Below are 24,314 nucleotides of genomic sequence, written 5' to 3' on the forward strand. Positions count from 1 at the left end.
CCTCAGGCCACGAACTGGAGGTCGTGGGTCAACCAGCGCCCGTCCTCGAGCACCAGCTCGAGACGCAGGCGGAAGGCCCGGGCGACGGGCTCGTTCTCGGTCTGGACGTTGGAGACGGTGCCCGTGGTGGCCGCGATCACCGTCGCGGAGTCGTCGTCGGCGGCCACGACGCCGGCCCACAGCACCTCGCCGGCCATGATCGACCTGTTCTGCCGCAGCACCTTGCGGACCCCCTTGGTCGACTCGTCGTACTGCTTGCGGAACTCGCCCGTGGCACCGGAGGCGACCTTCTCGATGCTCGCCTCCGCGTCGTCGTAGCGGATGTTGATGAACGCCTCCGCCTCCTCGCGGGCGGCGCTGAGCACGGCGGCGTACTGCTCCGGGGCTCCCTCGGCACCCGAGGCTCCGCTGCGCCCGGCGTCCTGGGCGATCTGCACGCCCAGCACCACGGCGGTCGCCGCGAGCAGCATCACGCTGAGGTAGAGCACCACGTTGACGGTGCGGTTGACGGGGCGCCCGTCGGTCATGTCCATCAATCTCACCGACCCCTCACCGGCCCCACCAGGAGCCACTTCCAGGCGTCCCCGCCGAGGACCGACAGGTCACCCTGGTCCTCGAACCGCACCGGGTTCCCGTCCCGGTCCACGGCACCGGCGATCTCGCCGGTGACCGGATCGTAGCTGCTGCGCAGCGCCCGCCCGGAGCTGCCTGCGCCCTCCCGGGCGTCCGGGGAGTACTTCGGACCACGCATGCCGTACGGCGGTCCCGCCTCGCACCGCGCCGGGAAGATCGGACCGTCGCTGAGCTGGTCCCCGCGCCGCCACGTGCTGGGCGGGCGGAACCCCTCGGTGCACGGCGGCACGGAGTAGTCCAGCTGCAGGTTGACATGCCCGTAGCCGTCGGGCGGGGTGCCGGTGAAGCCCGACGAGATCACGCGCGGGTAGGTGACGAGCAGCTGCTCGACGCCCGCGAGGTGCGAGACCACGACCTGGTTGAGCGAGATGGCGTTGCCCAGCAGCACCGGCAGCGTCGGCTCGAGGTCCTCGAGCAGCGCCTGCACCTCGCGGGCGGTGCCGGGGGTGCCCTGCAGGACCTCGCGCAGCGGCTCGTCGCTGCGCCGCAGGGTCCGGGTGAGCAGCGAGAGGTCGCGGGAGAAGGAGCGGATGTTCTCCTGCTGGCCCTGCTGGGTGCGCAGCACGACCAGGCCGGTGTCGAGCAGGCGGATGGTCTCGTCGGTGTGCTCTGCCGCCTCGGAGATGAAGCGCTGACCGTTGTCGAGCAGCCGCTGGAGCGGCACCCCGGTGTCGGCGAAGAGGTCGCCCAGCTCGGAGACGAAGGTGCGCAGGTGGTCGCCGTCGACGCTGGAGACGAACTGGTCCAGCTCGACGAGGAGGTCGGCCTCGTCGACCGGCATCGACTCGGCCGAGCCCTCGAGGACGTCGCCGGCCGCCGCGTAGGGTCCCCGGTCGTCGGCCGGCTCGAAGTCGAGGTACTGCTCCCCCACCGCCGACAGGTTGTGCACGAACATCGGCGAGTCCAGCGGGAGCTCGGTGCCGTCCACGAGCGCCAGGTCGAGCGTGACCCCCTCGCGGGTGGGTCGCATCTTCGCGACCTTGCCGATCTTGACCCCGCGGTAGGTCACCTCGCTGCCCTCGAAGAGACCGCCGGAGGACGGCAGGGTGGCCTGCACCGTGATGCCCCGGCCGAGCACCCGGTCGACGAGACCGAGGTAGTTGGCGGAGATGTACACGATGCCGACGGCGCTGAGGACGACGAAGGCCAGCAGCCGGATCTTCACGCCCCGGGTCATGCTCGCCCGCCCAGCAGGTCGGCGAGGTCGTGGGACCGGTCGGCGTCGGCACGACCCCCGCCCAGGATGCCGGGCAGACCGGGCAGCAGGTCGTCGAGGATGCCGGGGAGGTCGGGCAGCCCGGGCACGTCGGGGAGCTGGTTGAGGATCCGGCAGACCGGCTTCTCCTCGTGCGCGGGCCGCGTGCACTTCTTCTTGAGCTGCTGGAGCAGGTCGGCGTCCTTGAGCACCTTCAGGCAGGCCTTCGAGGTCAGGGCGCCCGACTGCAGGCAGGTCAGCACCGCACCGACGGTCTCGAGCGGGTCGGGCAGGTCGACGGGCGGGAGCAGCCCACCACCGGGGACGAGGTTCTCGAGGCTGATGTCGAGACGGATGGAGGTGTTGGCGTAGTCGCCCTTGACGATCTCGGACGCCTCCTTGGGGAACGGGAAGCTGACCAGGAGGTTGAGGCCCGGGGCCAGCGCGTCGCCGGCCTCGGTGAGCTTGTCGAGGACCGGGCGCAGCGAGCGCAGCGAGGCGAGGATGTCGTCCTTGCTGGCCCCGATCACCTCGGTGCCGACCTCGCCGAGCTCGTCGAGGGAGCGCAGCATGCCCACCAGCTCGTCGTGCTGGTCGGCGAGCACCTCGACAGCCGGGCCGGCCACGTCGAGGGCGCCGGTGATGGTCCGCTTCTCCTTGTTGAGCGTGGCGGTGAGGTTGGCCAGCGACTCCATGGCGCCGATGATCTCGGCCTTCTGGTCGTCCAGGGTCCCCACCACGTCCTCCAGGTCGCCGAGGAGCGTCCTGAGGTCTCCGGTGCGGCCGGACATGACGTTGTTGAGCTCGTGAGTGATCGTGCCGAGCTGGGCGACGCCGCCGCCGCTGAGCAGGTACGACAGGGCCCCGAGCACCTCCTCGACCTCCGGGTTGCGCCCGGTGTCGGCCAGCACGATGTCGTCGCCGTCGCCCAGGCGCCCGGTGGGCTGCGTGTCGGTGGGCTCGAGGAGCGCGACGTACTTCTCGCCCAGGAGGCTGACCTGGCGGATGTCGGCCAGGGCGTTGTCGGGCAGCACCACGTCGTCGCGCACCCGCAGCGTGACCAGGGCCGTCCAGCCGTCGCGCTCGATGTCGACGACCTCGCCGACGGTCACGTCGTCGACCTTGACCGGCGAGCGCGGCACCACGCTGAGCACGTCGTCGAACTGGGCGCGCACCTCGAACGAGGAGTCGGCGTCGACCGGGGAGCCCGGCAGCGGGAGGTCGTAGGCGCCGTCGAAGTCGCACGCCGTGAGCAGCAGCGCGCCTGCGAGGGCGCCGGCCAGCAGTCGTACCGCCCTCATCGTCGGCCTCCCAGGAGGTCGGCCAGCGAGGCGCCGGGGTCGGACACGTAGCGCGCCTGGTCGGGGCGGGACCTGTCCGGTCCGCCCTGCCGGCGGGCAGCCGGGTCCTGTGCCCGCTGCTCCGGCGGCAGCGTGGGCACCGGGCTGGTGATCGGCTCGAGGATCGCCTCGAAGAGGGTGCAGGCCAGGTTCTTGCTCACCCGGGGCAGGGCGGACTGCTGCACCACCGAGCACAGGAAGCCGTCGGCGTCCCACACGTTGCCGGAGACGCCGATGCGCGAGCCGATCGAGCCCGTCTCGTTGTTGAAGGCCAGCGCCAGGTTGCCGATGGAGACCGGGGCGGAGGTGAGCGCCTGGTCGATGGACTCACGCTCGGAGGCGATCGTCTTGACGGTGCGGGTCAGCTTCTCGACGTCGCCCACGAGGGCGGTCCGGTTCTCCCGGACGAACTTCTCGACCGTCCCGACCGCGCTCGACACCGAGGTCAGTGCGGCGCCCAGCTCCTCGCGCTCCTCCTCGAGGTCGGCGGAGACCCCGGCGAGGTCGCGGACGAACGCGCGGACCAGCCGGTCGTTCCTGGCGAGGGTGTCGGTGAAGACCGCGAGGGCGCTGACGGTCTCGAAGAGGTCGCCGCTGCCTTCCCCGAAGGTCTCGGCGGCTCGCGAGAGCTCGTTGATCATGTCGTTGCCGGCCTCACCCTGGCCCTCGAGCGCCTCGGAGCTGGCCCGGAGCAGGTTGTCCAGGGTGCCGTCGGCGTTGGCGCCGTCGGGACCCAGCGCCGTGGAGAGGTCGCGCAGGCTCGCGTAGATGCGGTCCAGCTCGACCGGCACGCCGGTGTCGGGCAGCTCGATCTCGGCGCCGTCGGCCATCACCTCCCCCTCGGTGTAGGCCGGGGTCAGCTGCACGAAGCGGTCGGCCACCAGGGTGGGCGTGACGACCACGGCCTGGGCGTCGTCGGGGACGTCGACGTCGCCGTCGTACTCCATCTCGACGCGCACGGCCTCGCCGTCGGGGACCACGGCGGTCACCTCGCCGACGTTGACGCCGAGGATCCGCACGTCGGTGCCGACGTAGACGCTCACCGCCCGGGGGAAGTGCGCCGTGACCTGCTTGGTCTCGTCGCCGCCGCGCAACGCGAGGAACGAGCCCGCGAGCAGCAGCAGGACCACGACGACAGCCGGTCCGCGCGCGAGGAGGCGGTCCATGTCAGTCCTCCAACCTGGTCGGGACGAACTCACCGGTGGGGATCGCGGCCAGGTTGACGACGTAGGCGTCGAACCAGGGGCCGGTGCCGATGATGTTGCCGAGGATCGAGACGTAGGGCCCCAGCGCCGCGAGCGTGTCCTTGAGCCCCTTCTCCTTCTCGATCAGCAGGTCGAGCAGCTCCTCGACCTCGGCGAGCGCGGGCCCGATCTGGCGCTGGTTGTCCCGCGCGACCCCCTCGAGCTGGACGGCGAGCCGGCGCGCGTTGACGAGCAGCCGGTGGATGGCCTGCTTGCGGGCCCGGACCTCCTGGAAGACCAGGTCGCTGCTGCCCATCAGGTCGACGAGGTCGTCGCTGCGGTCGGCGAGCAGGCCGCTGACCTCCTTCGACGACGCGAGCAGGGCGCGGATCTCCTCGTCGCGCGAGGCGACGGAGCGGCTGAGCCGGGCGATGCCGTCGAAGCTCTCCCCGATCTCAGGGGCGGCGGAGTCGACGGTGTCGGCCACGACGTCGAGGGCCTTGGTCAGCCGCTCGGTGTCGATGTCCTCGGTGGTGGTCGTCAGGTCCCCGAACACGCCGACGATGTCGTAGGCCGACTGGGTGCGCTCGAGCGGGATGACGTCGTCCTGGGCGAGCTGACCGGAACCGGCCGGGACGAGCTCGAGGTACTTCTCCCCCAGCAGGTTGAGCACCTCGACCGAGGCACGGCTGTCCTCGCCGAAGTCGACCCCGTTCTCGACCTCGAAGGTGACCAGCACCTGGTCGCCCTGCAGCTCGACGGCCTGGACGCGGCCGGAGCGGATGCCGGCGACCTGGACCATGTTGCCTCGGTGCAGGCCGCTGGCGTCGGAGAACAGCGCCTGGTAGGAGCTGCCGCCGAAGCCGGGGAACTTGGACAGGTTGAAGGCCGCGGCCATCACGACCATCATCAGCACGACGGTCATCGCCCCGAGTCGCAGGATCTGCGCGTCGCTGTAGCGCCTCATCAGCTGCACCTCGGCGCCGTGGAGCGGAAGTCCAGGTTGTTCAGCTGCGCGAGCAGCTGCTTGAGACCGGGCACGTTCTCCAGCTCGGGCAGGCTGATCCGCCCGTTGAAGCCGCAGAGGTAGTAGTTGTACCAGCTGCCGTAGGTGCCGGTCCGGGTCTGGTCGGTCATCGACTCGGGCAGCCGGTCGACGAGCTCCACGAGCACCTCGCGGTTCTCCTGCTTGTTCAGCAGCGCGGCCAGGGCCCGCAGCTCGGCGATGTCGGCCTTGACCACCGGTCGGGCCTCGGTGAGCAGGTCGGCGACCACCTCGGTGAGCTCGGAGATGTTGGCGAACGAGGAGCCGATCAGCTTGCGGTCCTTGGCCAGGTCGCTCATCCACCCCTTCAGCTCCAGCACCAGGCGGGTCAGCTGGGTCGAGCGCGAGCTCACCGTCGTCATCGTCTCGTCGAGGTTCGACACGACCCGCCCGATGAGCTCGTCACGGTCGGCCAGGGTGCTGGTCAGCGACGCGGTCCGGCTCAGCAGTCCGGCGACCGTGCCCCCCTCGCCCTGGAGCACCTGCACGAGGTTGAGGCTCAGCTCGTTGACCTGGTCGGGCTGCAGGGCCTGGAAGAGCGGCTTGAACCCGTTGAAGAGGGTGGTGAGGTCCAGGGCCGGGCTGGTGCGCGACGTCGGGATCGGCTCGTCGGGATCCAGCGCCGCGGCGTCCTCGGCCCCGCGCCCCTCCTCGAGGGCGAGGTACCGGTCCCCGACGAGGTTGAGGAAGCGGATCTCCGCGCGCGAGACGGTCGTCAGCTCGACGTCCGACTTGATCCGGAAGGTCACCAGCGCGTGGTCGCGGTCCTGGTGCTCGACCTTCTTGACCTCCCCGACGTTGACGCCGGCGATCCGCACGTCGTCACCCTTGTCGAGCATCGAGGCGGTGGTGAAGACGGCCTGGTACTCCGTCCCCGACCCGAAGCCGATGTTGCCCATGATCGCGGCGAGCAGGCCCGTGACCAGCACCGAGATGACGGTGAAGATGCCGAGCTTGACCGCGGCGGCGATCGTGGAGGCGTTGCGCGACCGGCTCATCGAGCACCTCCCCCCTCGGTGGCGGAACCGCGCACGACGGGGCCGTAGAACAGCGAGCCCAGCGAGCCGTACCTGTCGGCGCTGCGTCCGCTGCGCCCGGCGAGCAGCGCGTTGACGACAGCGCGGTCGCCCGCGGTGCCGGCGTACCCGCTGCTGACCCCGCTCGCGGAGCCGGGCAGCTTGCTGGAGGGCGGTCGGGAGTCCTGGTCGCTGCCGTCGCGCAGCGGCTGCGGCGGGATCGGGACCGGTGGGTCGGGCAGGCCCAGGCACCACGGTCCGCGGCCGACCTCGCCGTACTCCGGCAGGTCCCGCTCGTCGTAGGCGCGGTACTGGGCCGCACCCAGCTCGACGTACTGCTTGACCTCGTTGCCCTCGAAGGAGCGCGAGAGCAGCGGGTCGTACCTCGTGGCGCCGCGCAGCAGGCACGGCAGCTGCGGTGAGTAGACCGCGAGCAGCTTGAGCACCGGGGCGGTGACCTGGCCGACGGCGATCAGGTCGTTGCGGTTGTCCTCGAGCACCCGGGTGGAGACGTCGGCCAGGCCCTGGACGTCGGAGAAGAAGGTCTCGAGGTCCTGCTGCTTCTCGATGACGGTCTTGCTGGTCACCGTGAGGTTGCCGAGCACGTCGATGAGGTCGGGTGCCGCGTCGTCGTAGACGTCGGCGACGTCGGCGAGCAGGGCGAGGTTCCGGCGCAGCGTCGGCAGCGAGCCCGAGATCTCGTCGAGGTAGCCGCCGAGCTCGTCCAGGGTCTCGCCGGCCTGGTCGCCGCGGCCCTCGAGAGCGGTGGACAACGCGTTGAGCGTGGCGTTGAGGTCGGCCGGGCGCACCGACCTCAGCAGTGGGAAGAGGTCGCCCAGGATGCGGTCGAGCTCGACGTTCGTCCTCACCCGGTCCGCGGGCACCACGTCGCCGTCCTGGATCGCGGTGTCCGAGGCGTCCCGCGGGATCACGAGGGCGACGTACTTCTGGCCGAACAGGGTGGTGGGCAGGATCTCGGCCCGCACGTCCTCGGGGATCTCCTCAGCGGCCTCCGGTCGCAGCCCCAGGGTGATGAGCGCCTTCTCGCCGTCCTGGTCGATGCCACGCACCTGGCCGACGAGCGCGCCGTTGACCCGGACGTCGCCGAACTTCGTGAGCTGCAGCCCCGCCCGCTCGGCCTCGAGGACCACCGTGGTGGTGGGCTCGAAGACCTTGAGGTAGACCGCGATGCAGAGCCAGACGAGGAGCGCGATCGAGGTCAGGAAGACCACGCCGGCCACCAGCAGCCGTCGGTGCTCGGCCGGGGAGTCGTGGTGGATGTTGATCAGCACGTCGTCACCCCGTGATCCGCACGGTCGTGGTCGATCCCCAGATGGCGAAGGAGAGGAAGAAGTCGGCGACGACCACCGTGACGATGCTGGTGCGGATCGCCCGGCCCACGGCCATGCCCACACCCGCCGGTCCGCCGGATGCGGTGTAGCCGTAGTAGCAGTGGATGAGGATGATCGCGGTCGCCAGGACCAGCAGCTTGAAGAACGACCACAGCATGTCGATGGGCGGCAGGAACTGCAGGAAGTAGTGGTCGTAGGTGCCCGCGGACTGCCCGTAGATCATCGTCGTGATCAGCCGGGGCGCGAGGTAGGAAGCGCTCAGCGCCACCACGTAGAGCGGGATGACGGCGATGAACGCCGCGATCATGCGGGTGGTGACCAGGAACGGCAGCGACGGGACCGCCATCACCTCGAGCGCGTCGATCTCCTCCGAGATCCGCATGGCGCCCAGGCGGGCGGTGTAGCCGCAGCCCACCGTCGCGGCCAGGGCGATCGCGGAGATCAGCGGCGCGACCTCGCGGGTGTTGAAGTAGGCGGAGATGAAGGCGCTGAACTTGGCCACGCCGAGCTGGCTCAACGAGGCGTAGCCCTGGATGCCGACCTCGGTGCCGGCGAAGAACGCGAGGAAGGCGATCACCCCGACGGTCCCGGCGATGAACGTCAGCCCGCCCGCACCGAAGGTGATCTCGGCCAGGGTGTTGGTGATCTCGCGCGGGTAGCGCCGGATGGCGCGCGGGGTCCAGGCGAGTGCCTTGACGTAGAACAGCAGCTGGTCGCCGTACTGCTCGAGCGCCTTGCGACGTCCGCTGACCACTGCTCCTGCGATCGAACCGATGCTGGCCATCACAGCCCCGGGGGTGGAACGACTTGGAAGTAGATGGCCGTGATCACCGCGTTGACGAAGAACAGCAGCATGAACGCGACGATCACCGACTCGTTCACCGCGCGCCCGACCCCGCTCGGCCCGCCGCCCGCGTTGAGCCCCTTGTAGGCGCCGACGATCGCCGCCATGCCGCCGAAGACGACGGCCTTGACGATGGCGATGTACAGGTCGTTGAGGGTGGCCAGCGCGGTGAAGGACGACAGGAACGCCCCGGCCGAGCCGCCCTGCACGATCACGGTGAAGAAGTAGCCGCCGCTGATGCCGGCCCCGATGACCAGGCCGATGATCATCAGCGCGACGAACATCGTCGCCAGCACCCGCGGCACGACCAGGCGCGCGATCGGGTCGACGCCGAGGACCTCCATCGCGTCGATCTCCTCGCGGATCTTGCGGGCACCGAGGTCGGAGCAGATGGCCGAGCCCGCGGCTCCGGCGATGATCAGCGCCGCGGCGATGGGCGCGGCCTCACGCACCACCGCCAGCACCGCGGTGGCGCCGGCGAAGGACTGGGCGCCGAGCTGACCGGTGAGGTTGCCGACCTGCAGCGAGATCACCGCACCGAACGGGATCGAGACCAGGATCGTCGGCATCAGCGTGACGCTGGTGATGAACCACGCCTGCTCGATGAACTCCCGCGTCTGGAACGGGGTGGTGAAGATGCGCTTGACGACCTCGACGGTCATCGCGGCCAGCTCCCCGGGTCCACGGATGACGGACACGACTGAGAACGCCACCCTGCACCTCCCCGAGTATGACGGCGACGTCACACTAGAACGTGTTCCTGTTTCTGGCAACGACGGTGCTCGGTGCCTGGACAGGAGGCTAGGGCGCGGGGTCGTCCTACGTGCGGCCTTCCACGACATCGGCGGACCCGGCCGGCGGCTCCAGCAGGTAGGCCACCCCGTCCACGGCGCGGACCCACTCACGACCCCCGGCGGTGCGCAGCTTGCGGCGCAGGCCGGCGACCTGGACGTCGACCAGGAAGTCGGACTCGATGAAGTCCTCGCCCCAGACCGCGCTCGCCAGCTCGGCCCGCGGCCAGGCCCTCCCGGGCCGGGACGCCAACGTGGAGAGCAGCTGGACCTCGGTGGGGGTCAGCGGGACGAGCTCGTCGTCGAGGTGCACCAGGCCGGTGGGCCCGTCCACGACGAGCCCGCCGGGGATCTCGAGCGTCGGGGCCGTGGCGCCCAGCCGGGGGCGCCGCAGCATCGCCACGGCGCGGGCCCGCAGCTCCCGCGGCGAGAACGGCTTGGCGAGGTACTCGTCGGCGCCCACCTCCAGGCCGACCAGGCGGTCGATCTCGGAGTCGCGGCCCGTGATCATCACGATGTAGGCGTCGGTGAACTCCCGCAGCTCGCGGCACACGTCGGTGCCGTCGGCATCCGGGAGCGTGAGGTCGAGGGTGATGAGGTCGGGGGCGACCGCGCGGGCCGCAGCGACCGCCTCGGCACCGGTCGCGGCTGTGTCGACCGTGAGCCCGATCCCCTCGAGGACCATCACCACGAGGTCGCGGATGTCGGGGTCGTCGTCGACGACGAGGGCTCGGTGCGCGGTCACTCGGTGCCTCCTGCAAGGCTGCTGGTGCCGGTCCCCCGGCAGGTGCGGAGCCGTCCCCCCACGACGCGCGCCAGGTTATCCCGACTCCAGAACGTCGGGCACCTCGGCCGTGTTTGCCGGGTGGAGCCGCCCCACAGCACCTATCGTGACGCCAGGGGGGCTACCGCCCGGCGGTACGACAGACGGACGAGACGAGCCAGGAACCCCCCGATGCCAGAGCACGACACGTCCGCCACCGAGGCGCAGCGCCAGCGCGCCGTCGACAGCCTCGGCCTGGTGCCGGGGCTGCAGCACCCGCGCCTGGACCGCATCACCCGCCTCGCCCGGCTCGGGCTCGGGGTCCCGATGGCCGCGGTCACCGTCCTCGACCACGACCAGGCCTGGTTCCCCTCGACCCAGGGACTGTCGGCCGCACCGGTGGCGCGCACCGAGACCTTCTGCGCCGTGACGATCGACCGGGACGACACGATGGTGGTGCGCGACACCGCGGCCGTGCCGCGCTTCGCCGACCTCGACGTCGTCCGCCACGGGGGCGTCCGGTTCTACCTCGGGCGGACCCTGAGAGACCCGGCCGGGACCCCGGTCGCCACGTTCTGCGTCTTCGACACCGCCCCGCGCGACGTCGACGACGACGAGATGGAGATGTTCGAGGACCTGGCCGCGTGGGCGGAGCGGGAGCTCGTCGCCTCCACCGAGATGTCCCAGGCCCGGCGGGTGCAGGCCTCGCTCCTGCCCTCGGCCCCGGTGCGCGTCGGCGGCTGGGAGGCGGCCGGCGTGTGCATGCCGGCGCTCGCCGTCGGCGGCGACTTCTACGACTACACGGTCACCGACGACGTGCTGCACCTGAGCCTCGGGGACGTGATGGGCAAGGGCACCGGCGCGGCCCTGATCGGCGCCGGGGCGCGCACGGCCCTGCGCGGGACCGACGCCGCCGTCGCCGCCGGGGTCGACCTGGGGATCACCGTCACCCAGGTCGCCCGCAACCTCCTGCCCGACCTCGAGGCGGCCGAGTCGTTCCTGACCCTCTTCGAGCTCGCTCTCGACGCGCGGACCGGGATGGTGCGCTACGTCGACGCCGGCTCCGGACTCGCGCTGCTGGTGCGCGCCGGCGGGGCGGTCGAGCGCCTCGACGGCGAGGACCGACCCCTGGGCGTGCTGCCCGACGACCACTGGAGCGAGCACGAGCGGTCCCTGGAGGCCGGGGACCGCCTGCTGGTGTTCAGCGACGGTCTCCTCGACCTGGTCCCGGACCCACAGCGCTGGTGGGAGCCGATCGCGGCGATCGTGGCCGGGGCCGACGACCTGGCCGGCTGCCTGGCCGCCATCACCCGGCTCGCCACGGAGGAGACGCCGCTCGACGACATCACCGCCGTGGCGGTCTTCGGCTCCGCCCTGGACGCGGCCGGGTGACCCGGCGTCTGGCACTGATCCGTGTCGTCGTCGTGGCCACCGCCCTGCTCGGTGTCAACTACGTCGCCTGGCGGTGGTTGTTCTCGGTCAGCTGGTCGGCCTGGTGGATCGCGGTCCCGCTCGTCCTCGCCGAGACCTACAGCCTCATCGACTCCCTGCTCTTCGGGATGGGGATGTGGCGCCTCCGCGAGCGTGGCGAGGCTCCGCCGCCCGTCCCGGACCGCACCGTGGACGTCTTCATCGCCACCTACAACGAGCCGATCGAGCTCGTCATGGAGACCGCCCGTGCGGCGAAGGCCATCACCTATCCGCACCGGACCTGGATCCTCGACGACGGCAACCGGCCCGAGATGCGCGAGGCCGCGGAGTCCCTGGGGATCGGCTGGCTGACGCGGTCCTCGGACTGGGACGGGATGCCCCGGCACGCCAAGGCCGGCAACCTCAACAACGCCCTGCTCGCGACCGACGGCGAGTTCCTGCTCATCCTCGACGCCGACCAGGTCCCGCTCCCCGAGATCCTGGACCACACCCTGGGCTACTTCGAGGACGAGAAGGTGGCGCTGGTCCAGACGCCCCAGTGGTTCGTCAACGTGCCCGAGCACGATCCGCTGGGCAGCCAGGCGCCGCTCTTCTACGGGCCCATCCAGCAGGGCAAGGACGGCTGGAACTCCGCGTTCTTCTGCGGGTCCAACGCCATCATCCGGCGCGAGGCGCTGATGCAGCTGGGCATCTCGCGCTACGTGGGTGAGGTCGAGGTCGGCGTCAAGCGGGCCCTGCGCACCTCGCGCTCCGTCGTACGGGCGGCACGACGCCAGCTGGGGGCCGACGAGCACGAGGTGCGTGGGGCCCTCGACGAGATCGAGGCCGACATCGGCCGGGCCCGCCGCGAGCTGGCCCGGGGCGTCCCGCTCTTCGACGTCACCTACCGCTTCCAGCGCCGGGTGGAGGGGGTGCGGACCCGCCTGGTCGCCGCCGACCTCGAGACGCTGCAGGCCGACCTGGCCGTGATCGCCGAGCTCGACGGCATCGCCCACGACCCCGACCTCAGCCTCGCCACCGTCGACGAGGCGACGCTGACGCGCCTCGCCGGCCGCGAGATGTCACCGCTCGGAGCGGTCGAGACCGTGGAGGCCCTGGTGCGGGCGCTGGACGTCGACCGCACCGGCGAGGCCCAGCCGATCATGCCGCTGGCGACCATCTCGGTGACCGAGGACATGGCCACGTGCATGCGCCTGCACACGATGGGCTGGCGCAGCGTCTACCACGACGAGGTGCTGGCCAAGGGCCTCGCGCCCGAGGACCTGCAGACCATGCTGGTCCAGCGGCTGCGGTGGGCGCAGGGCACGGTGCAGGTCATGTTCCGGGAGAACCCCCTGGTGCAGAAGGGCCTGAGCATCCCCCAGCGCCTCATGTACTTCTCCACGATGTGGAGCTACCTCTCGGGGTTCGCGGCCCTGGTCTACATCGCGGCTCCGGTCATCTACCTCACGATCGGGGTGCTCCCCGTGCAGGCGCTCTCGACCGACTTCTTCGTGCGCCTGGTGCCGTTCCTGGTCGTCAACCAGCTGCTGTTCCTCATCGTGGCCGACGGTCGACCCACGTGGCGCGGCCAGCAGTACTCGCTGGCGCTCTTCCCGGTGTGGATCAAGTCCTTCACCTCGGCCTTCGGCAACGTCTTCCTGCACCGCGACCTCGACTTCGCCGTGACCCCCAAGACGAAGCAGGCCGACACCGGACCCGCCTGGCACCTGGTGCGACCACAGCTGTGGGCCATCGGCCTGCTGGTCGTCGCGATCGTCGTCGGCGCCGTGCGCATCGCCGTCGGGCAGGCCGATCCCCTGGGCAGCCTCTTCAACATGGTCTGGGTCGTGTTCGACCTGGCCATCTTCTCCATCATCATCCGCGCCGCCCGCTACCGCGGGTTCGTGCCGACGACCACTCTCGAAGGAGCAGCATGATCGAGTTCGCAGTCCACACCCGGGCCGACGGTGTGGGGGTGGTCGTCCCCCAGGGACGCCTCAACATGGTCGCCGCCCGGCGCCTCAAGGACGTCCTGTCCGAGCTGGTGGCGGCGGGCACGGCGCGCATCGTGGTCGACCTGGCGGAGACCACGTTCCTCGACTCCTCGGGGCTCGGTGCTCTCATCGGGGGGCTCAAGGCCGCCAGGCAGGCCGGGGGCGACCTCCGCATCGCCCGCCCCACGCCGGCCGTGAGCAGCGTCTTCGAGCTCACCAACCTCGACCGGGTGCTGCGTGCCCGGGACAGCGTCGAGGACGCCTTCGATGACTGAGCCCGACCCGCGGACCACTGACGAGCTGCCGCTCGAGCAGCTCGACGAGCGCCTCGAGCTCTCCGCCCCGGCCACCCCCGAGATCCTCGAGCTGGTGCACGCGATGTTCGAGCACCTCTTCGCCGCGCGTCCCGACATCGAGGACGTGCCCCGGATGCGGTTCGAGATGTCGGTGATCGAGATCCTGTCCAACATCGTCGAGCACGCCTACCGCGCGGACTCCGCGAGCACGCACGGGCCCGGCGAGTCCCGACGCTTCGCCATCACCGTGGCGCTCACCCCGACCCGGATGCTGGCCTCGCTGAGCGACAACGGGATGCCGATGTCGCTCGACCTCGAAGGTGCCGCCATGCCCGACGAGCTGGCCGAGTCCGGTCGCGGTCTGGCCATGGCGGCGGCGGCCCTCGACGCCCTCGACTACTCCCGCGACGGCGGTATCAACCACTGGCACCTGCTGTCCCGCTACGGCGTCCGGGAGTGAGTCCCCGCCGGTGGCGGAGCCTGGCGCTGGTCGTCCTGGCCGGGGTCCTCCTGTCGCTGCTCCCCGCAGCGGCGCACGCGGACGACGACGGCGTCCTCGAGCTGCCGGCAGCCGGTCCCCCGCTGTTCGGCCCCGGGCTCGACTGGAGCGACGACAGCGCTGCGGCGTACCGCGACCGGCTGGGGCTGACCCCCTCGCTGTACGAGCAGCGCGTCGAGTACCCGGTGACCGAGCGCTCGGGCGCCTTCCTGGAGGGCTTCGTCCGGCAGCTGGCGCCGCAGGGGGCGGTCGCGGTCCTCAGCCTCGAACCGTCGGTGCCGCTCCGCGACCTCGACCCGAGCCACGCGGAGGCGCTGGCCGAGCGCCTGGGCGCTCTCCACGACGAGCTCGGCACCACCTTCCTGGTCCGCTTCGCCCCGGAGATGAACGGCACCTGGTACGCCTGGGGCCAGCAGCCGGGTGCCTTCGTCGACGCCTTCCGCACCGTGGCCGACGTGCTGCACACCTCCACGCCCGAGGCCCAGACCGTCTGGTCCCCCGTCTACGGCGCCGGCTACCCCTACGGGGCCGCCTACGGCGACGTGGACCCCGACCGCGCCTCGGCCTCGGACGCGCTGGACACCGACGGCAACGGTCGGCTCGACGGCCGGGACGACCCCTACGGGCCCTACTGGCCCGGACCGGACGCCGTGGACTGGGTGGGGCTCACCCTCTACCACTTCGGCATCGACCGCGGCCGCCAGGACAACGACCTCGACCCCGTCCAGGGCGGCGCCCGGGGCGAGGAGGAGCGCAGCATCGGCTTCGACAGCGACGTCGAGCCCGAGGCCGGAGCGTTCCGGGCCCGTCTGGAGGAGGAGTTCGGCTACGGCCGCGGCCGGGGCCGCTCCCCCTTCTACGAGCGGTTCGCCGAGCGCCACGACCTCCCGCTCCTCGTCGAGACCGGCGCGGTCTGGCTCCCCGACCCGGCCGGCGACCCCGAGCTCGACATCAAGCGCACGTGGTGGAGACAGGTGCTCGAGTCGCTCGACGACTACCCGCTGCTGCGCGGGATCGCCTGGCTGGAGCAGCGCCGACCGGAGGCCGAGGTCGACGGACGCACGGTGGACTGGCGCGCGACCCGCTCGACCGACCTGGCCCGTGCCCTCGCGGCCGACCTCGAGGGCACGGTCGTCCTCGGCCCGATCACCGACGTCCCGGAGCAGACGACCGACCCGACCCCGGCGGACGAGACCTCCGACCCGGACCGGGCGGCCGCCGTGGAACCCCTGCCGACCGCCCGCGGGCTGGTGATCGCGTCCTGGTGCCTGCTGGCGCTGCTGCTCGTCGCGCTCGCGACCCGACGACTGCGACCGGGCTGGTCGTGGTCGGCGGCGCGCGGCTCGGCCGACGACCCGGGCGGTCGGGACGAGCGCCTCGACGCCCTGCGCGGCGGGCTGCTCGTGGTCCTCGTCCTGGCGCACCTCGAGGTGCTCTCGGGCGGTCGCGGCCCGGTCGCCCACCTGATGGGTGTCACCACCGGCCCCGAGGCCTTCGTGCTGCTCTCCGGTGCCGCGATCGCCGTGGGCCACGCCCCGCTCGTCGCCCGCGTCGGTGAGGTCGCCGCCGGCGCCCGGCTCTGGAGGCGTGCGGCCGTGCTGTGGTTCGCCGCCGTGGCCACCACGCTGCTCGTGCTCGGGCTCTCCTACGTCCCCGGGCTCCGCACCGCGGCGGTCACCACCTGGACGACCCCCGCCGGCGAGCGGATCGACCTCTTCGCCGACGCCGCCCCGCTGCTGGACTACCCGCCCCCGTGGCCGTCGGTCCAGCGACTCTTCGCGCTGGAGACCGGCGTGTGGTCGCTGAACATCCTCGGCCTGCTGGCGCTGCTCAGCCTGGTCGCCCCGGTGGTGCTCTGGCTGCTGCGCCGCCGGCTGTGGTGGCTGGTGCTGGGCGCCTCCTGGGCCGCCTACGCCTGGGGTGTGCTCGGGTCGCCGGACTGGACCGACGCGCAGTTCGACGCGGCGTACCCGCCCCTGGTCTGGCAGGTCGTCTTCGTGCACGGGCTCGTGCTGGGCCACCACCGCGCCGCGCTCGCGCGGTGCTGGGGGTCCCGCTGGGCCCGGGCCGCCCTGGCGCTCGGCGTGCTCGCGCTGGCCGTGGCCGCCACCGCCGCCGCGACCCACGGCACCGCGGCCAGTCCCTGGGTCGACTGGTGGCCGGGACGCGACCTGCCCGCGGGACGTCTCGTCTCGGTGCTGGTGGTGGGCCTGGTGGCGCTGGCGGTGCTCACGGCCTGGTGGGTGCCCTTCCGGGCCACGGTGGGACGGGCGCTCGTGCCACTGGGGCGCGCCGGCCTCGCCGTCCTGGTGGCTCACGTCCTGGTCCTGGTCGCGTGGTCAACCCTCGTCTGAGCGTCCGTCGGAGGGCGCGCTGACCGGCGCCTGCCAGCGCGCCCGTCGCTCCTCGAGCGTCTGGTCCCACCAGGGCGGCTGGCCGCGCTCCCCGAGGGCGAGCTTGGCGGCCTGCACCCCGGCCCGGGACGTGGCCTCCTCGTCGGTCCCCTTGGTCCGCCGCACGTCGCGGCGCCACGCCATCAGGATCCGTTGGAGCTCGTCGCGACGGTCCTCGGGGATCTCGGGGTCCGTGGCCCGCCAGCGGCGTCCGTCGACGACGATGTAGCGCCCGTCCGGCGTGTGCTCCACCTCGCGGCGGGTCACCCTCGACCCTCTGCTTCCAGAGCCGCCCGGTCGAAGACCCGGCGGGCCCGCAACCGGTAGCGGACCACCTGGGACAGCCCGATCACCCAGATGACGTACTGCGTGCTCATCGCCCAGCGGAAGGCCTCGGGGGTGTAGTCGGTGCCGCCGCCAGGGGTGCGCCAGTCGAGCACCAGCCCGATGGCCACGACGAGGACCAGGCTGGCCGAGAACCCTCCGACGTTGATGATCCCGGTGGAGCTCGCCATCCGCTCGGGCGGGTTGGCGGTGCGGGCGACGTCGAAGCCGATCATCGAGGCCGGGCCGCCGACGCCGCACACGAGGGCCAGCACCACCAGCAGCGCCAGCGGCGCGGGGCCGGGCCAGGCGAGCACGAGCGTCCAGGTCGTCACGATCGCGGCGACGATGCCGAGCACCATCGAGGAGCGGTGCCAGGGGTGCAGCCCGATCAGCCAACCGAGCACCGGGCCGCTGATGATCACGGCCACCACGATGAGGGTCAGCAGGACGCCGGCCTCGGCAGGGCTGCGGCCCTCCCCGCGCACGAAGAAGGGGTAGCCCCACAGGAGGGTCAGCGTGGTGGCGCTGAACTGGGTGCTGAAGTGCATCCAGAACCCGAGCCGGGTGCCCGGGTGCGCCCAGGAGGCGCGCAGGCTGGCCGCGGCCCGCGCCGGCGACATGAGCTCGCCGCGGAGGTTGCGGCGTCCCGGGGCGTCGGCCACCACGAGCAGGGCCAGCACCGTGAGCGCGGCCCCCACGCCGGCGGTGAAGAGGTAGGCCGGCGTCCAGCCCCACCGGCCCAGCGCCCACGTCATCGGCACGGCGGCGGCGATCGCGCCGGTCTGGCCGATGGTGCCGGTCAGCTGGCTGAAGAACGGCACCCGCCGCACCGGGAACCAGGTGACCAGCAGGCGCAGCACGCAGATGAAGGTCAGCGCGTCGCCCATGCCGACGAAGAACCGGGCCACCAGGGCCACGGAGTAGGAGTCGGCGAACGCAAAGGCGGTCTGGGCGCCGGCCAGGATGACGGCGCCGCTGAGCAGCACGCTGCGCGGGCCGTAGCGGTCGACGAGCAGACCCACCGGCACCTGCATGGCGGCGTACACGAGCAGCTGGAGCATGGTGAAGACCGCCAGCTGCGAGGCGGAGATCCCGAACCGCTCGGTCGCCACGAGGCCCGCGACCGCCAGGGAGGAGCGGTGGAAGACCGCGAGCAGGTACAGCGACAGCGCCACCGCCCAGACCAGCACGGCCCGGCGGCTCGGCGACGCGCGCACGGTGCTCACCACTGCATCCTCTCCCCTCGCTCTAGCATGCGCTCATGAGACACCGGACGAGCGGCGACCCGCGACCCGACGGTCTGCTCGGACGTCGCCCCTCGGCGGTGCTGCTGGCCACCCAGACCCTGGCGGTGCTGGCCTACCCGTTCCTCGACGACAGCACCGTGGGCCGCGCCGCGCTCGGGGTGGTGCAGATCGTGGTGGTCGCCGCCGCGCTCACCGCCGTGCGCCGGACCCCGGCGCTGACCTGGGTCGCCCTGCTGCTTGGGGTCCCGGCTGCTGGGTTCACGGTGGTGGAGGCCTTCACGCCGGGCAGCTCCTGGGTGGTGCTGGTCTCCGCGCTGCTGCACGCGCCCTTCTACTTCTACGTGTCGTACTCGATGGTGCGCTACCTCTTCCACGACGACCGGGTGACCAGCGACGAGCTGTACGCCACCGGCGGGGCGTTCACGGTGGTGGCCTGGGGCTTCGCCTACGTCTACTCGGCGGTGGGGGTGCTCTCGCCGGGGTCGTTCGCGGGCGGGTCCTCCACCGACGGGCAGACCTGGTTCGAGCTGCTGTACCTGTCCTTCTCGGTGCTCACCAGCGTGGGGCTCTCCGATGTGGTGCCGATGGGGCCGCACGCCCGCTCCTTCGTCGCCGTCGAGATGGTCGTCGGGGTCCTCTACGTCGCCCTCGTCATCTCGCGCCTGGTGGGCCTGACCGTGAGCCGGCAGGCGATGAAGGCCGCCGACCGCGACTGAGCCTGCGGCTACTTGGTGGCCTCCATCATCTGGCGCAGCTCCTTCTTCAGCTCCTCGATCTCGTCGCGCAGCCGGGCCGCGAGCTCGAACTGCAGCTCCGTGGCGGCGGTGCGCATCTGGTCGGTGAGGTCCTGGATGAGCTGCGCGAGGTCGGCGCTGGGCATCCCGGCCAGCTCCTTGGCGTGCATCCCGGCGTCCTTGCTGGTCAGCGCGGGCACCGGCTGCTTGGCCTTGACCCCGCCCGCACGGCCCTTCGCCGCCGTGCCGGCCCAGGTCTCGAGCAGCGCCTGGGTGCTCTCGTCCTCGCGGGCCAGCATCTCGGTGATGTCGGCGATCTTCTTGCGCAGCGGCATCGGGTCGACGCCGTGGGCGGTGTTGTAGGCGACCTGCTTCTCGCGACGACGGTTGGTCTCGTCGATCGCGGCCTCCATCGACCGGGTGATCTTGTCGGCGTACATGTGCACCTGGCCGGACACGTTGCGCGCCGCGCGGCCGATCGTCTGGATCAGCGACTTGTCCGAGCGCAGGAAGCCCTCCTTGTCGGCGTCGAGGATCGAGACCAGCGACACCTCCGGGAGGTCGAGGCCCTCGCGCAGGAGGTTGATGCCGACGAGCACGTCGTACTGGCCCAGCCGCAGGTCGCGCAGCAGCTCGATGCGCTTGAGCGTGTCGACCTCGCTGTGCAGGTAGCGGGTCCGGATGCCGGCGTCGAGCAGGTAGTCGGTGAGGTCCTCGGACATCTTCTTGGTCAGCGTGGTGACCAGGACCCGCTCGTTCTTCTCGGCGCGGGTGCGGATCTCGTGGATCAGGTCGTCGATCTGGCCCTTGGTCGGCTTGACGACGACCTCGGGGTCGATGAGGCCGGTCGGTCGGATGATCTGCTCGACGACGTGCGGCGGCGTCGAGCCGCCCGCCTTGTCCAGCTCGTAGTCGCCGGGGGTCGCGGAGAGGTAGATCGTCTGCCCGATCCGCTCGACGAACTCCTCCCACTTCAGGGGCCGGTTGTCCATGGCGCTGGGCAGCCGGAAGCCGTGGTCGACCAGGTTGCGCTTGCGCGACATGTCGCCCTCGTACATGCCGCCGATCTGGGGCACCGCGACGTGCGACTCGTCGACGACGAGGAGGTAGTCCTCGGGGAAGTAGTCGAGCAGGCAGTTGGGCGCGGAGCCGCGGCTGCGCCCGTCCATGTGCATCGAGTAGTTCTCGATGCCTGAGCAGGACCCGACCTGCCGCATCATCTCGACGTCGTACGTCGTGCGCATCCGCAGCCGCTGGGCCTCGAGCAGCTTGCCCTGCTTCTCGAAGGTCGCCAGCTGCTCCTCGAGCTCGAGCTCGATCCCGCGGATCGCGCGCTCCATCCGCTCGGGGCCGGCGACGTAGTGGGTCGCGGGGAAGACGTAGAGCTCGTTGTCCTCGGTGATCACCTCGCCGGTGACCGCGTGCAGCGACATCAGCCGCTCGATCTCGTCACCGAAGAACTCGATGCGCACCGCGTGCTCCTCGTAGACCGGGAAGATCTCGAGGGTGTCGCCGCGGACCCGGAAGGTGCCCCGGGTGAAGGACATGTCGTTGCGCGTGTACTGGATCTCGACGAGCTGGCGCAGGATCGAGTCGCGGTCGCGCTCCTCCCCCACCCGCAGCCGCAGCATCCGGTCGACGTACTCCTGCGGGGTGCCCAGGCCGTAGATGCAGGACACGGTGCTGACCACGATCACGTCGCGCCGGGTCAGCAGCGAGTTGGTCGCGGAGTGCCGCAGCCGCTCCACCTCCTCGTTGATGGAGGAGTCCTTCTCGATGTAGGTGTCGGTCTGAGGCACGTAGGCCTCGGGCTGGTAGTAGTCGTAGTAGGAGACGAAGTACTCGACGGCGTTGTCGGGGAAGAGCATCCGCAGCTCGTTGGCGAACTGGGCGGCCAGCGTCTTGTTCGGCTGCAGCACCAGCAGCGGGCGCTGGACCTGCTCGGCGACCCAGGCGACGGTGGCCGTCTTGCCGGTGCCGGTGGCGCCGAGGAGCACGACGTCCTGCTCGCCGCCGTTGATCCTCTTGGTGATCTCCTTGATGGCGGCCGGCTGGTCACCAGCAGGCTCGTAGTCGGAGACGACCTTGAAGGGCGCCACCCGGCGCTCGAGATCTGTGACGGGGCGCATGGGTCGAGCCTACGACCCGGCACCGACACCGCCCGCCGACCGACGGGGTGAGGCACTAGGTTGACCCCGTGAGCCTGATCGGACCGTCGAACGTCGAACGCATGGTGCGCGCGGTCCGACGCACCTTCCTGGCGATCGTGGGCGTCCAGCTGGCCCTGGCCGTCTCCATGTCGCTGGTCGACTCCTACCGTCGCCGGGGCAAGAAGCCCAAGCCGTTCCCGACGATGCCCCCGCACACCGTCGACGTCGGTGAGGGCACGCTGACCACCTACACCTACGGCCACGACCTCTACGCCGACATGCTGGCCGCGATCGAGGGCGCCCGGCGCCAGGTCTTCTTCGAGACCTACATCTGGAAGGGCGACGCGACCGGCGAGCGGTTCAAGAGGGCCCTCGCCGACGCCGCCGAGCGCGGCGTCGAGGTCTACTGCATCTACGACGGCTTCGCGAACCTCGTGGTCTCCCCCGTGTTCAAGCGCTTCCCCAGGTCGATGAAGGTGCTGCGCTACCCCGTGTACGCCGCCGGGCTGCGCTTCTTCGACCTGCGCCGCTACGGCCGCGACCACCGCAAGATCCTCGTCGTCGACGGCGAGGTCGGCTTCGTGGGCGGCTACAACATCGGTGACGCCTACGAGAAGGAGTGGCGCGACACCCACGTGCGGATCACCGGTCCGGGCGTGTGGGACCTGCAGCGCGCCTTCGCCGACTTCTGGAACCTCAACCGGCGGCGCCGGCTGCGGCACAGCGAGCGCCCGCTGCTGCTCGAGACCGCGTCGACCTGGGAGTCGCGCATCCGCTTCCAGCGCAACGTGCCGCGGCTGTGGATGTTCCCGATCCGCTCGATGTACCTCGAGGCGATCAACCGCGCCAGCCGGAACGTCTGGCTGACCACCGCCTACTTCCTGCCCGACCCCGACTTCGTCGACGCCCTGAAGGACGCCGCGCGCCGCGGCGTCGACGTACGCCTGCTGGTGCCGCTGAAGTCGAACCACATCGTGGCCGACTGGATCTCGCGCGGCTACTTCTCCCAGCTGCTGGAGGCGGGGGTGCGGATCTTCCGCTTCCGCGACGCGATGGTGCACGCCAAGACCGCCACGGTCGACGGCACCTGGACCACCGTGGGCACCGCCAACATCGACCGGCTCAGCCTCAGCGGCAACTACGAGATCAACCTCGAGGCCATCGACCCCGGGTTCGCCGGCCTGATGGAGGAGATCTTCGCCCTCGACGAGTCGAACTGCCTCGAGCTCACGATCGGCGAGTGGGAGGCGCGCGACCTGCACCGCAAGTTCACCGAGTTCGTGCTCGCCCCCCTGCGTCCCCTGCTGTAGCTCAGGTGCGGGTGACTCGGGCCGGCAGGTGGGTGCGCGGCGACATCCGGGCGCCGTGCCGGGGCCGGTGCAGGCCGGCGAGACCGAGCAGCGTGGGCACCCGGCCGCGCTGCGGGCGCCACGGCTCGAGGTACGCCGCCATCTCGTCGTCGGTGAACGGGGTGCCGGTCAGCGCCCACCCGACGTCCTTGGCGACGTGGTAGTCGCCGAACGACACCGCGTCGGGGTCGCCGAAGGCCCGCTGGCGCACCTCCGCGCAGGTCCACACGCCCAGGCCCGGGAGCGTGCGCAGCCGTCGCTCGGCCTCCTCGGGGGGCAGGCTCGCGGTGCGCTCGAGCGAGGCCGCGACTCGAGCAGCGGTCACGATCGTGCGCGAGCGGGCGGGGTCGATGTGCATCTTGAGCCACTCCCACGAGGGGACCGTGCGCAGCTGGTCGGGCGTGGGCTGCACCCACAGGCGCAGGTCCGCGCCCGGGCCGGGCGCGCGCTCGCCGTAGCGGTGCACCAGCATCCGGAACCCGGCGAAGGCCTCCTGCCCGGTGACCTTCTGCTCGATGATCGAGGGCACCAGCGACTCCATCACGAGCCCGGTGCGTCCCAGCCGCGCGTGCGGGTGCCGCCGGCGGGCCTCGACGAGCACCGGGTGTCGGGGCTCGAAGGCGCTCCAGTCGTCGTCGGCACCGAGCAGCGACGGGACCGCCTCGAGCATCCACTCCGCGCCGCTCCCCCAGGCCTCGGCGTGCACCTCGCCGTCGCGCGGACGCGACGCCAGCGCCAACGTCGCGGGCCCCTCGGGGGTGCGCACCCCGCGCCAGATCCGCCCGGCCTCGTCGACGCGGTACGTCGGGTCGCCCCGGCCGCGACGCTGCTGCCCGGCCACCGACGCGACCTGGCAGGGCCAGTCGGGTCGCCAGGTGCGGCTGCGGGGTTCCTGGCTCACCGGCCCGACGCTACGTGATGAAACACGTTCTAGTTCTGGGTAGTCTCCGGTCATGGCCCTGCAGATCCACGACGAGAACCGCGTCCGCACCCTCACCCTCGACCGGCCCGACGCGCTCAACGCCTTCGACGAGGCGCTGTACGACGCCACCGCCGACGCGCTGCTGGCCGCCGCCGAGGACCCCGACGTGGCCGTGGTGCTGCTCACCGGCGCCGGACGCGCCTTCAGCGCGGGCACCGACCTGCTGGAGATGCACCGGATGTCCACCGATCCCGACTTCCAGCGCGGGCGACACGGCTTCCCGGGGCTCCTCGACGCCCTCGTCGCCTTCCCCAAGCCGCTGGTGGTCGCGGTCAACGGGATCGCCCTGGGCATCGGGGCGACCGTGCTCGGCTTCGCCGACCTGGCGTTCATGTCGAGCACGGCCCGGCTCAAGTGCCCCTTCACCTCGCTCGGCGTGGCCCCGGAGGCCGCGTCGTCCTTCCTCTTCCCGCGCCTCGCGGGTCACCAGTCCGCCGCCTGGATCCTGTTGTCGTCGGAGTGGTTGAGCGCCGACGACGCGCTCGCTGCCGGCCTGGTGTGGCGGGTCACCGAGCCCGACGACCTGATGGCCGAGGCCCGGAAGCACGCCGAGCTGCTGGCCCGTCGACCCGTCTCGTCGCTGGTGGCCGTCAAGCACGCGATGACCGCTCCCCTGCGCGCCGGCATCGACGCCGCCCGCGAGCTGGAGAACGCCGCCTTCGCCGAGCTGATGGGCGGCCCGGCCAACCTCGAGGCGCTCGCCGCGTTCGCCGAGGGCCGCGAGCCGGACTTCACGGGCCTGCCTGGGTGAGGGCCGCTGTCGGCGG

General features: G+C 71.5%; 22 protein-coding genes. 8 read left to right on the top strand and 14 right to left on the bottom strand.

The features are described from left to right. Nucleotides 1–2: 2 nt before the first annotated feature. The 10 genes from I601_RS17345 to I601_RS17390 form a co-directional block, all read right to left on the bottom strand. Nucleotides 3–527 (bottom strand): hypothetical protein, encoded by a 525-nt coding sequence (locus tag I601_RS17345; RefSeq protein ID WP_157520248.1) that lies wholly within the window; start codon nt 525–527, stop codon nt 3–5. Nucleotides 528–538: 11 nt separating this feature from the next. Beyond that, nucleotides 539–1,810 carry an MlaD family protein gene (locus tag I601_RS17350; protein ID WP_068112509.1) on the bottom strand — a complete coding sequence of 424 codons (1,272 nt, stop codon included), beginning with the start codon at nt 1,808–1,810 and terminating at the stop codon, nt 539–541. Further along, on the bottom strand, nt 1,807–3,129 hold the full coding sequence (locus tag I601_RS17355; protein WP_068112512.1) for an MCE family protein: 1,323 nt from the start codon (nt 3,127–3,129) through the stop codon (nt 1,807–1,809). The genes I601_RS17350 and I601_RS17355 overlap by 4 nt, the downstream gene beginning before the upstream one ends. Continuing rightward, complete coding sequence (locus tag I601_RS17360; RefSeq protein WP_068112515.1) at nt 3,126–4,334, bottom strand: MCE family protein; 1,209 nt, start codon at nt 4,332–4,334, stop codon at nt 3,126–3,128. The genes I601_RS17355 and I601_RS17360 overlap by 4 nt, the downstream gene beginning before the upstream one ends. A 1-nt stretch (nt 4,335) precedes the next feature. Next, nucleotides 4,336–5,319, bottom strand: coding sequence for an MCE family protein (locus I601_RS17365; protein ID WP_068115191.1), 984 nt, complete (start codon nt 5,317–5,319; stop codon nt 4,336–4,338). After that, nucleotides 5,319–6,395: an MCE family protein gene (locus I601_RS17370; protein WP_068112519.1), complete on the bottom strand. Its 1,077-nt coding sequence runs from the start codon at nt 6,393–6,395 to the stop codon at nt 5,319–5,321. Before I601_RS17370 ends, I601_RS17365 begins: the two co-directional genes overlap by 1 nt. Further along, on the bottom strand, nt 6,392–7,705 hold the full coding sequence (locus tag I601_RS17375) for an MCE family protein (protein ID WP_084527767.1): 1,314 nt from the start codon (nt 7,703–7,705) through the stop codon (nt 6,392–6,394). The genes I601_RS17370 and I601_RS17375 overlap by 4 nt, the downstream gene beginning before the upstream one ends. 4 nt (nt 7,706–7,709) lie before the next feature. Beyond that, nucleotides 7,710–8,549 (bottom strand): MlaE family ABC transporter permease, encoded by an 840-nt coding sequence (locus I601_RS17380; protein ID WP_068112522.1) that lies wholly within the window; start codon nt 8,547–8,549, stop codon nt 7,710–7,712. Beyond that, entirely contained in the window at nt 8,549–9,322 is a 774-nt protein-coding gene (locus I601_RS17385) for an MlaE family ABC transporter permease (RefSeq protein WP_084527769.1), read from the bottom strand. Before I601_RS17385 ends, I601_RS17380 begins: the two co-directional genes overlap by 1 nt. 106 nt (nt 9,323–9,428) lie before the next feature. Next, complete coding sequence (locus I601_RS17390) at nt 9,429–10,145, bottom strand: response regulator transcription factor (protein WP_068112525.1); 717 nt, start codon at nt 10,143–10,145, stop codon at nt 9,429–9,431. 210 nt (nt 10,146–10,355) lie between these two features. Between I601_RS17390 and I601_RS17395 the strand changes: the two genes are divergently transcribed. The 5 genes from I601_RS17395 to opgC are packed head-to-tail and all read left to right on the top strand — an operon-like array spanning nt 10,356 to nt 16,719. After that, nucleotides 10,356–11,555, top strand: coding sequence for a PP2C family protein-serine/threonine phosphatase (locus tag I601_RS17395; protein WP_068112528.1), 1,200 nt, complete (start codon nt 10,356–10,358; stop codon nt 11,553–11,555). Further along, nucleotides 11,552–13,513 carry a glycosyltransferase gene (locus tag I601_RS17400; protein WP_068112531.1) on the top strand — a complete coding sequence of 654 codons (1,962 nt, stop codon included), beginning with the start codon at nt 11,552–11,554 and terminating at the stop codon, nt 13,511–13,513. Before I601_RS17395 ends, I601_RS17400 begins: the two co-directional genes overlap by 4 nt. Continuing rightward, nucleotides 13,510–13,845, top strand: coding sequence for an STAS domain-containing protein (locus I601_RS17405; protein WP_068112536.1), 336 nt, complete (start codon nt 13,510–13,512; stop codon nt 13,843–13,845). The genes I601_RS17400 and I601_RS17405 overlap by 4 nt, the downstream gene beginning before the upstream one ends. Continuing rightward, on the top strand, nt 13,838–14,326 hold the full coding sequence (locus tag I601_RS17410; RefSeq protein ID WP_084527771.1) for an ATP-binding protein: 489 nt from the start codon (nt 13,838–13,840) through the stop codon (nt 14,324–14,326). Before I601_RS17405 ends, I601_RS17410 begins: the two co-directional genes overlap by 8 nt. Beyond that, nucleotides 14,323–16,719 carry an OpgC domain-containing protein gene (gene opgC / locus I601_RS17415; protein WP_068112539.1) on the top strand — a complete coding sequence of 799 codons (2,397 nt, stop codon included), beginning with the start codon at nt 14,323–14,325 and terminating at the stop codon, nt 16,717–16,719. The genes I601_RS17410 and opgC overlap by 4 nt, the downstream gene beginning before the upstream one ends. Here the strand turns inward: opgC and I601_RS17420 are convergent. Together I601_RS17420 and I601_RS17425 are read right to left on the bottom strand one after the other, a co-directional pair. Then, on the bottom strand, nt 16,705–17,025 hold the full coding sequence (locus I601_RS17420; protein ID WP_068112541.1) for a hypothetical protein: 321 nt from the start codon (nt 17,023–17,025) through the stop codon (nt 16,705–16,707). The genes opgC and I601_RS17420 overlap by 15 nt on opposite strands. Then, nucleotides 17,022–18,311 carry an MFS transporter gene (locus I601_RS17425; protein ID WP_237089454.1) on the bottom strand — a complete coding sequence of 430 codons (1,290 nt, stop codon included), beginning with the start codon at nt 18,309–18,311 and terminating at the stop codon, nt 17,022–17,024. The genes I601_RS17420 and I601_RS17425 overlap by 4 nt, the downstream gene beginning before the upstream one ends. A gap of 35 nt (nt 18,312–18,346) precedes the next feature. Between I601_RS17425 and I601_RS17430 the strand changes: the two genes are divergently transcribed. Further along, nucleotides 18,347–19,048 (top strand): ion channel, encoded by a 702-nt coding sequence (locus I601_RS17430; protein WP_068112542.1) that lies wholly within the window; start codon nt 18,347–18,349, stop codon nt 19,046–19,048. Nucleotides 19,049–19,056: 8 nt separating this feature from the next. Here the strand turns inward: I601_RS17430 and uvrB are convergent, their stop codons facing one another. Continuing rightward, a complete protein-coding gene (gene uvrB, locus I601_RS17435) occupies nt 19,057–21,195 on the bottom strand; it encodes an excinuclease ABC subunit UvrB (protein ID WP_068112545.1) in 2,139 nt (712 codons plus the stop codon). Between the two features lie 68 nt (nt 21,196–21,263). Between uvrB and I601_RS17440 the strand changes: the two genes are divergently transcribed. Beyond that, the gene (locus I601_RS17440) at nt 21,264–22,526 is read left to right on the top strand and encodes a phospholipase D-like domain-containing protein (protein WP_335582170.1); all 1,263 of its coding nucleotides are present in this window, start codon (nt 21,264–21,266) and stop codon (nt 22,524–22,526) included. A 1-nt stretch (nt 22,527) separates the two neighbouring features. Here I601_RS17440 and I601_RS17445 read toward each other — a convergent pair whose 3' ends face one another. Further along, nucleotides 22,528–23,466, bottom strand: a complete 939-nt coding sequence (locus I601_RS17445; RefSeq protein WP_068112547.1) for a DNA-3-methyladenine glycosylase family protein — start codon at nt 23,464–23,466, stop codon at nt 22,528–22,530. 52 nt (nt 23,467–23,518) lie between these two features. Between I601_RS17445 and I601_RS17450 the strand changes: the two genes are divergently transcribed. Next, on the top strand, nt 23,519–24,298 hold the full coding sequence (locus I601_RS17450) for an enoyl-CoA hydratase/isomerase family protein (RefSeq protein ID WP_068112550.1): 780 nt from the start codon (nt 23,519–23,521) through the stop codon (nt 24,296–24,298). The last annotated feature ends 16 nt before the right edge of the window (nt 24,299–24,314 follow it).

Source organism: Nocardioides dokdonensis FR1436 (genome assembly GCF_001653335.1).
Taxonomy (GTDB): domain Bacteria; phylum Actinomycetota; class Actinomycetes; order Propionibacteriales; family Nocardioidaceae; genus Nocardioides; species Nocardioides dokdonensis.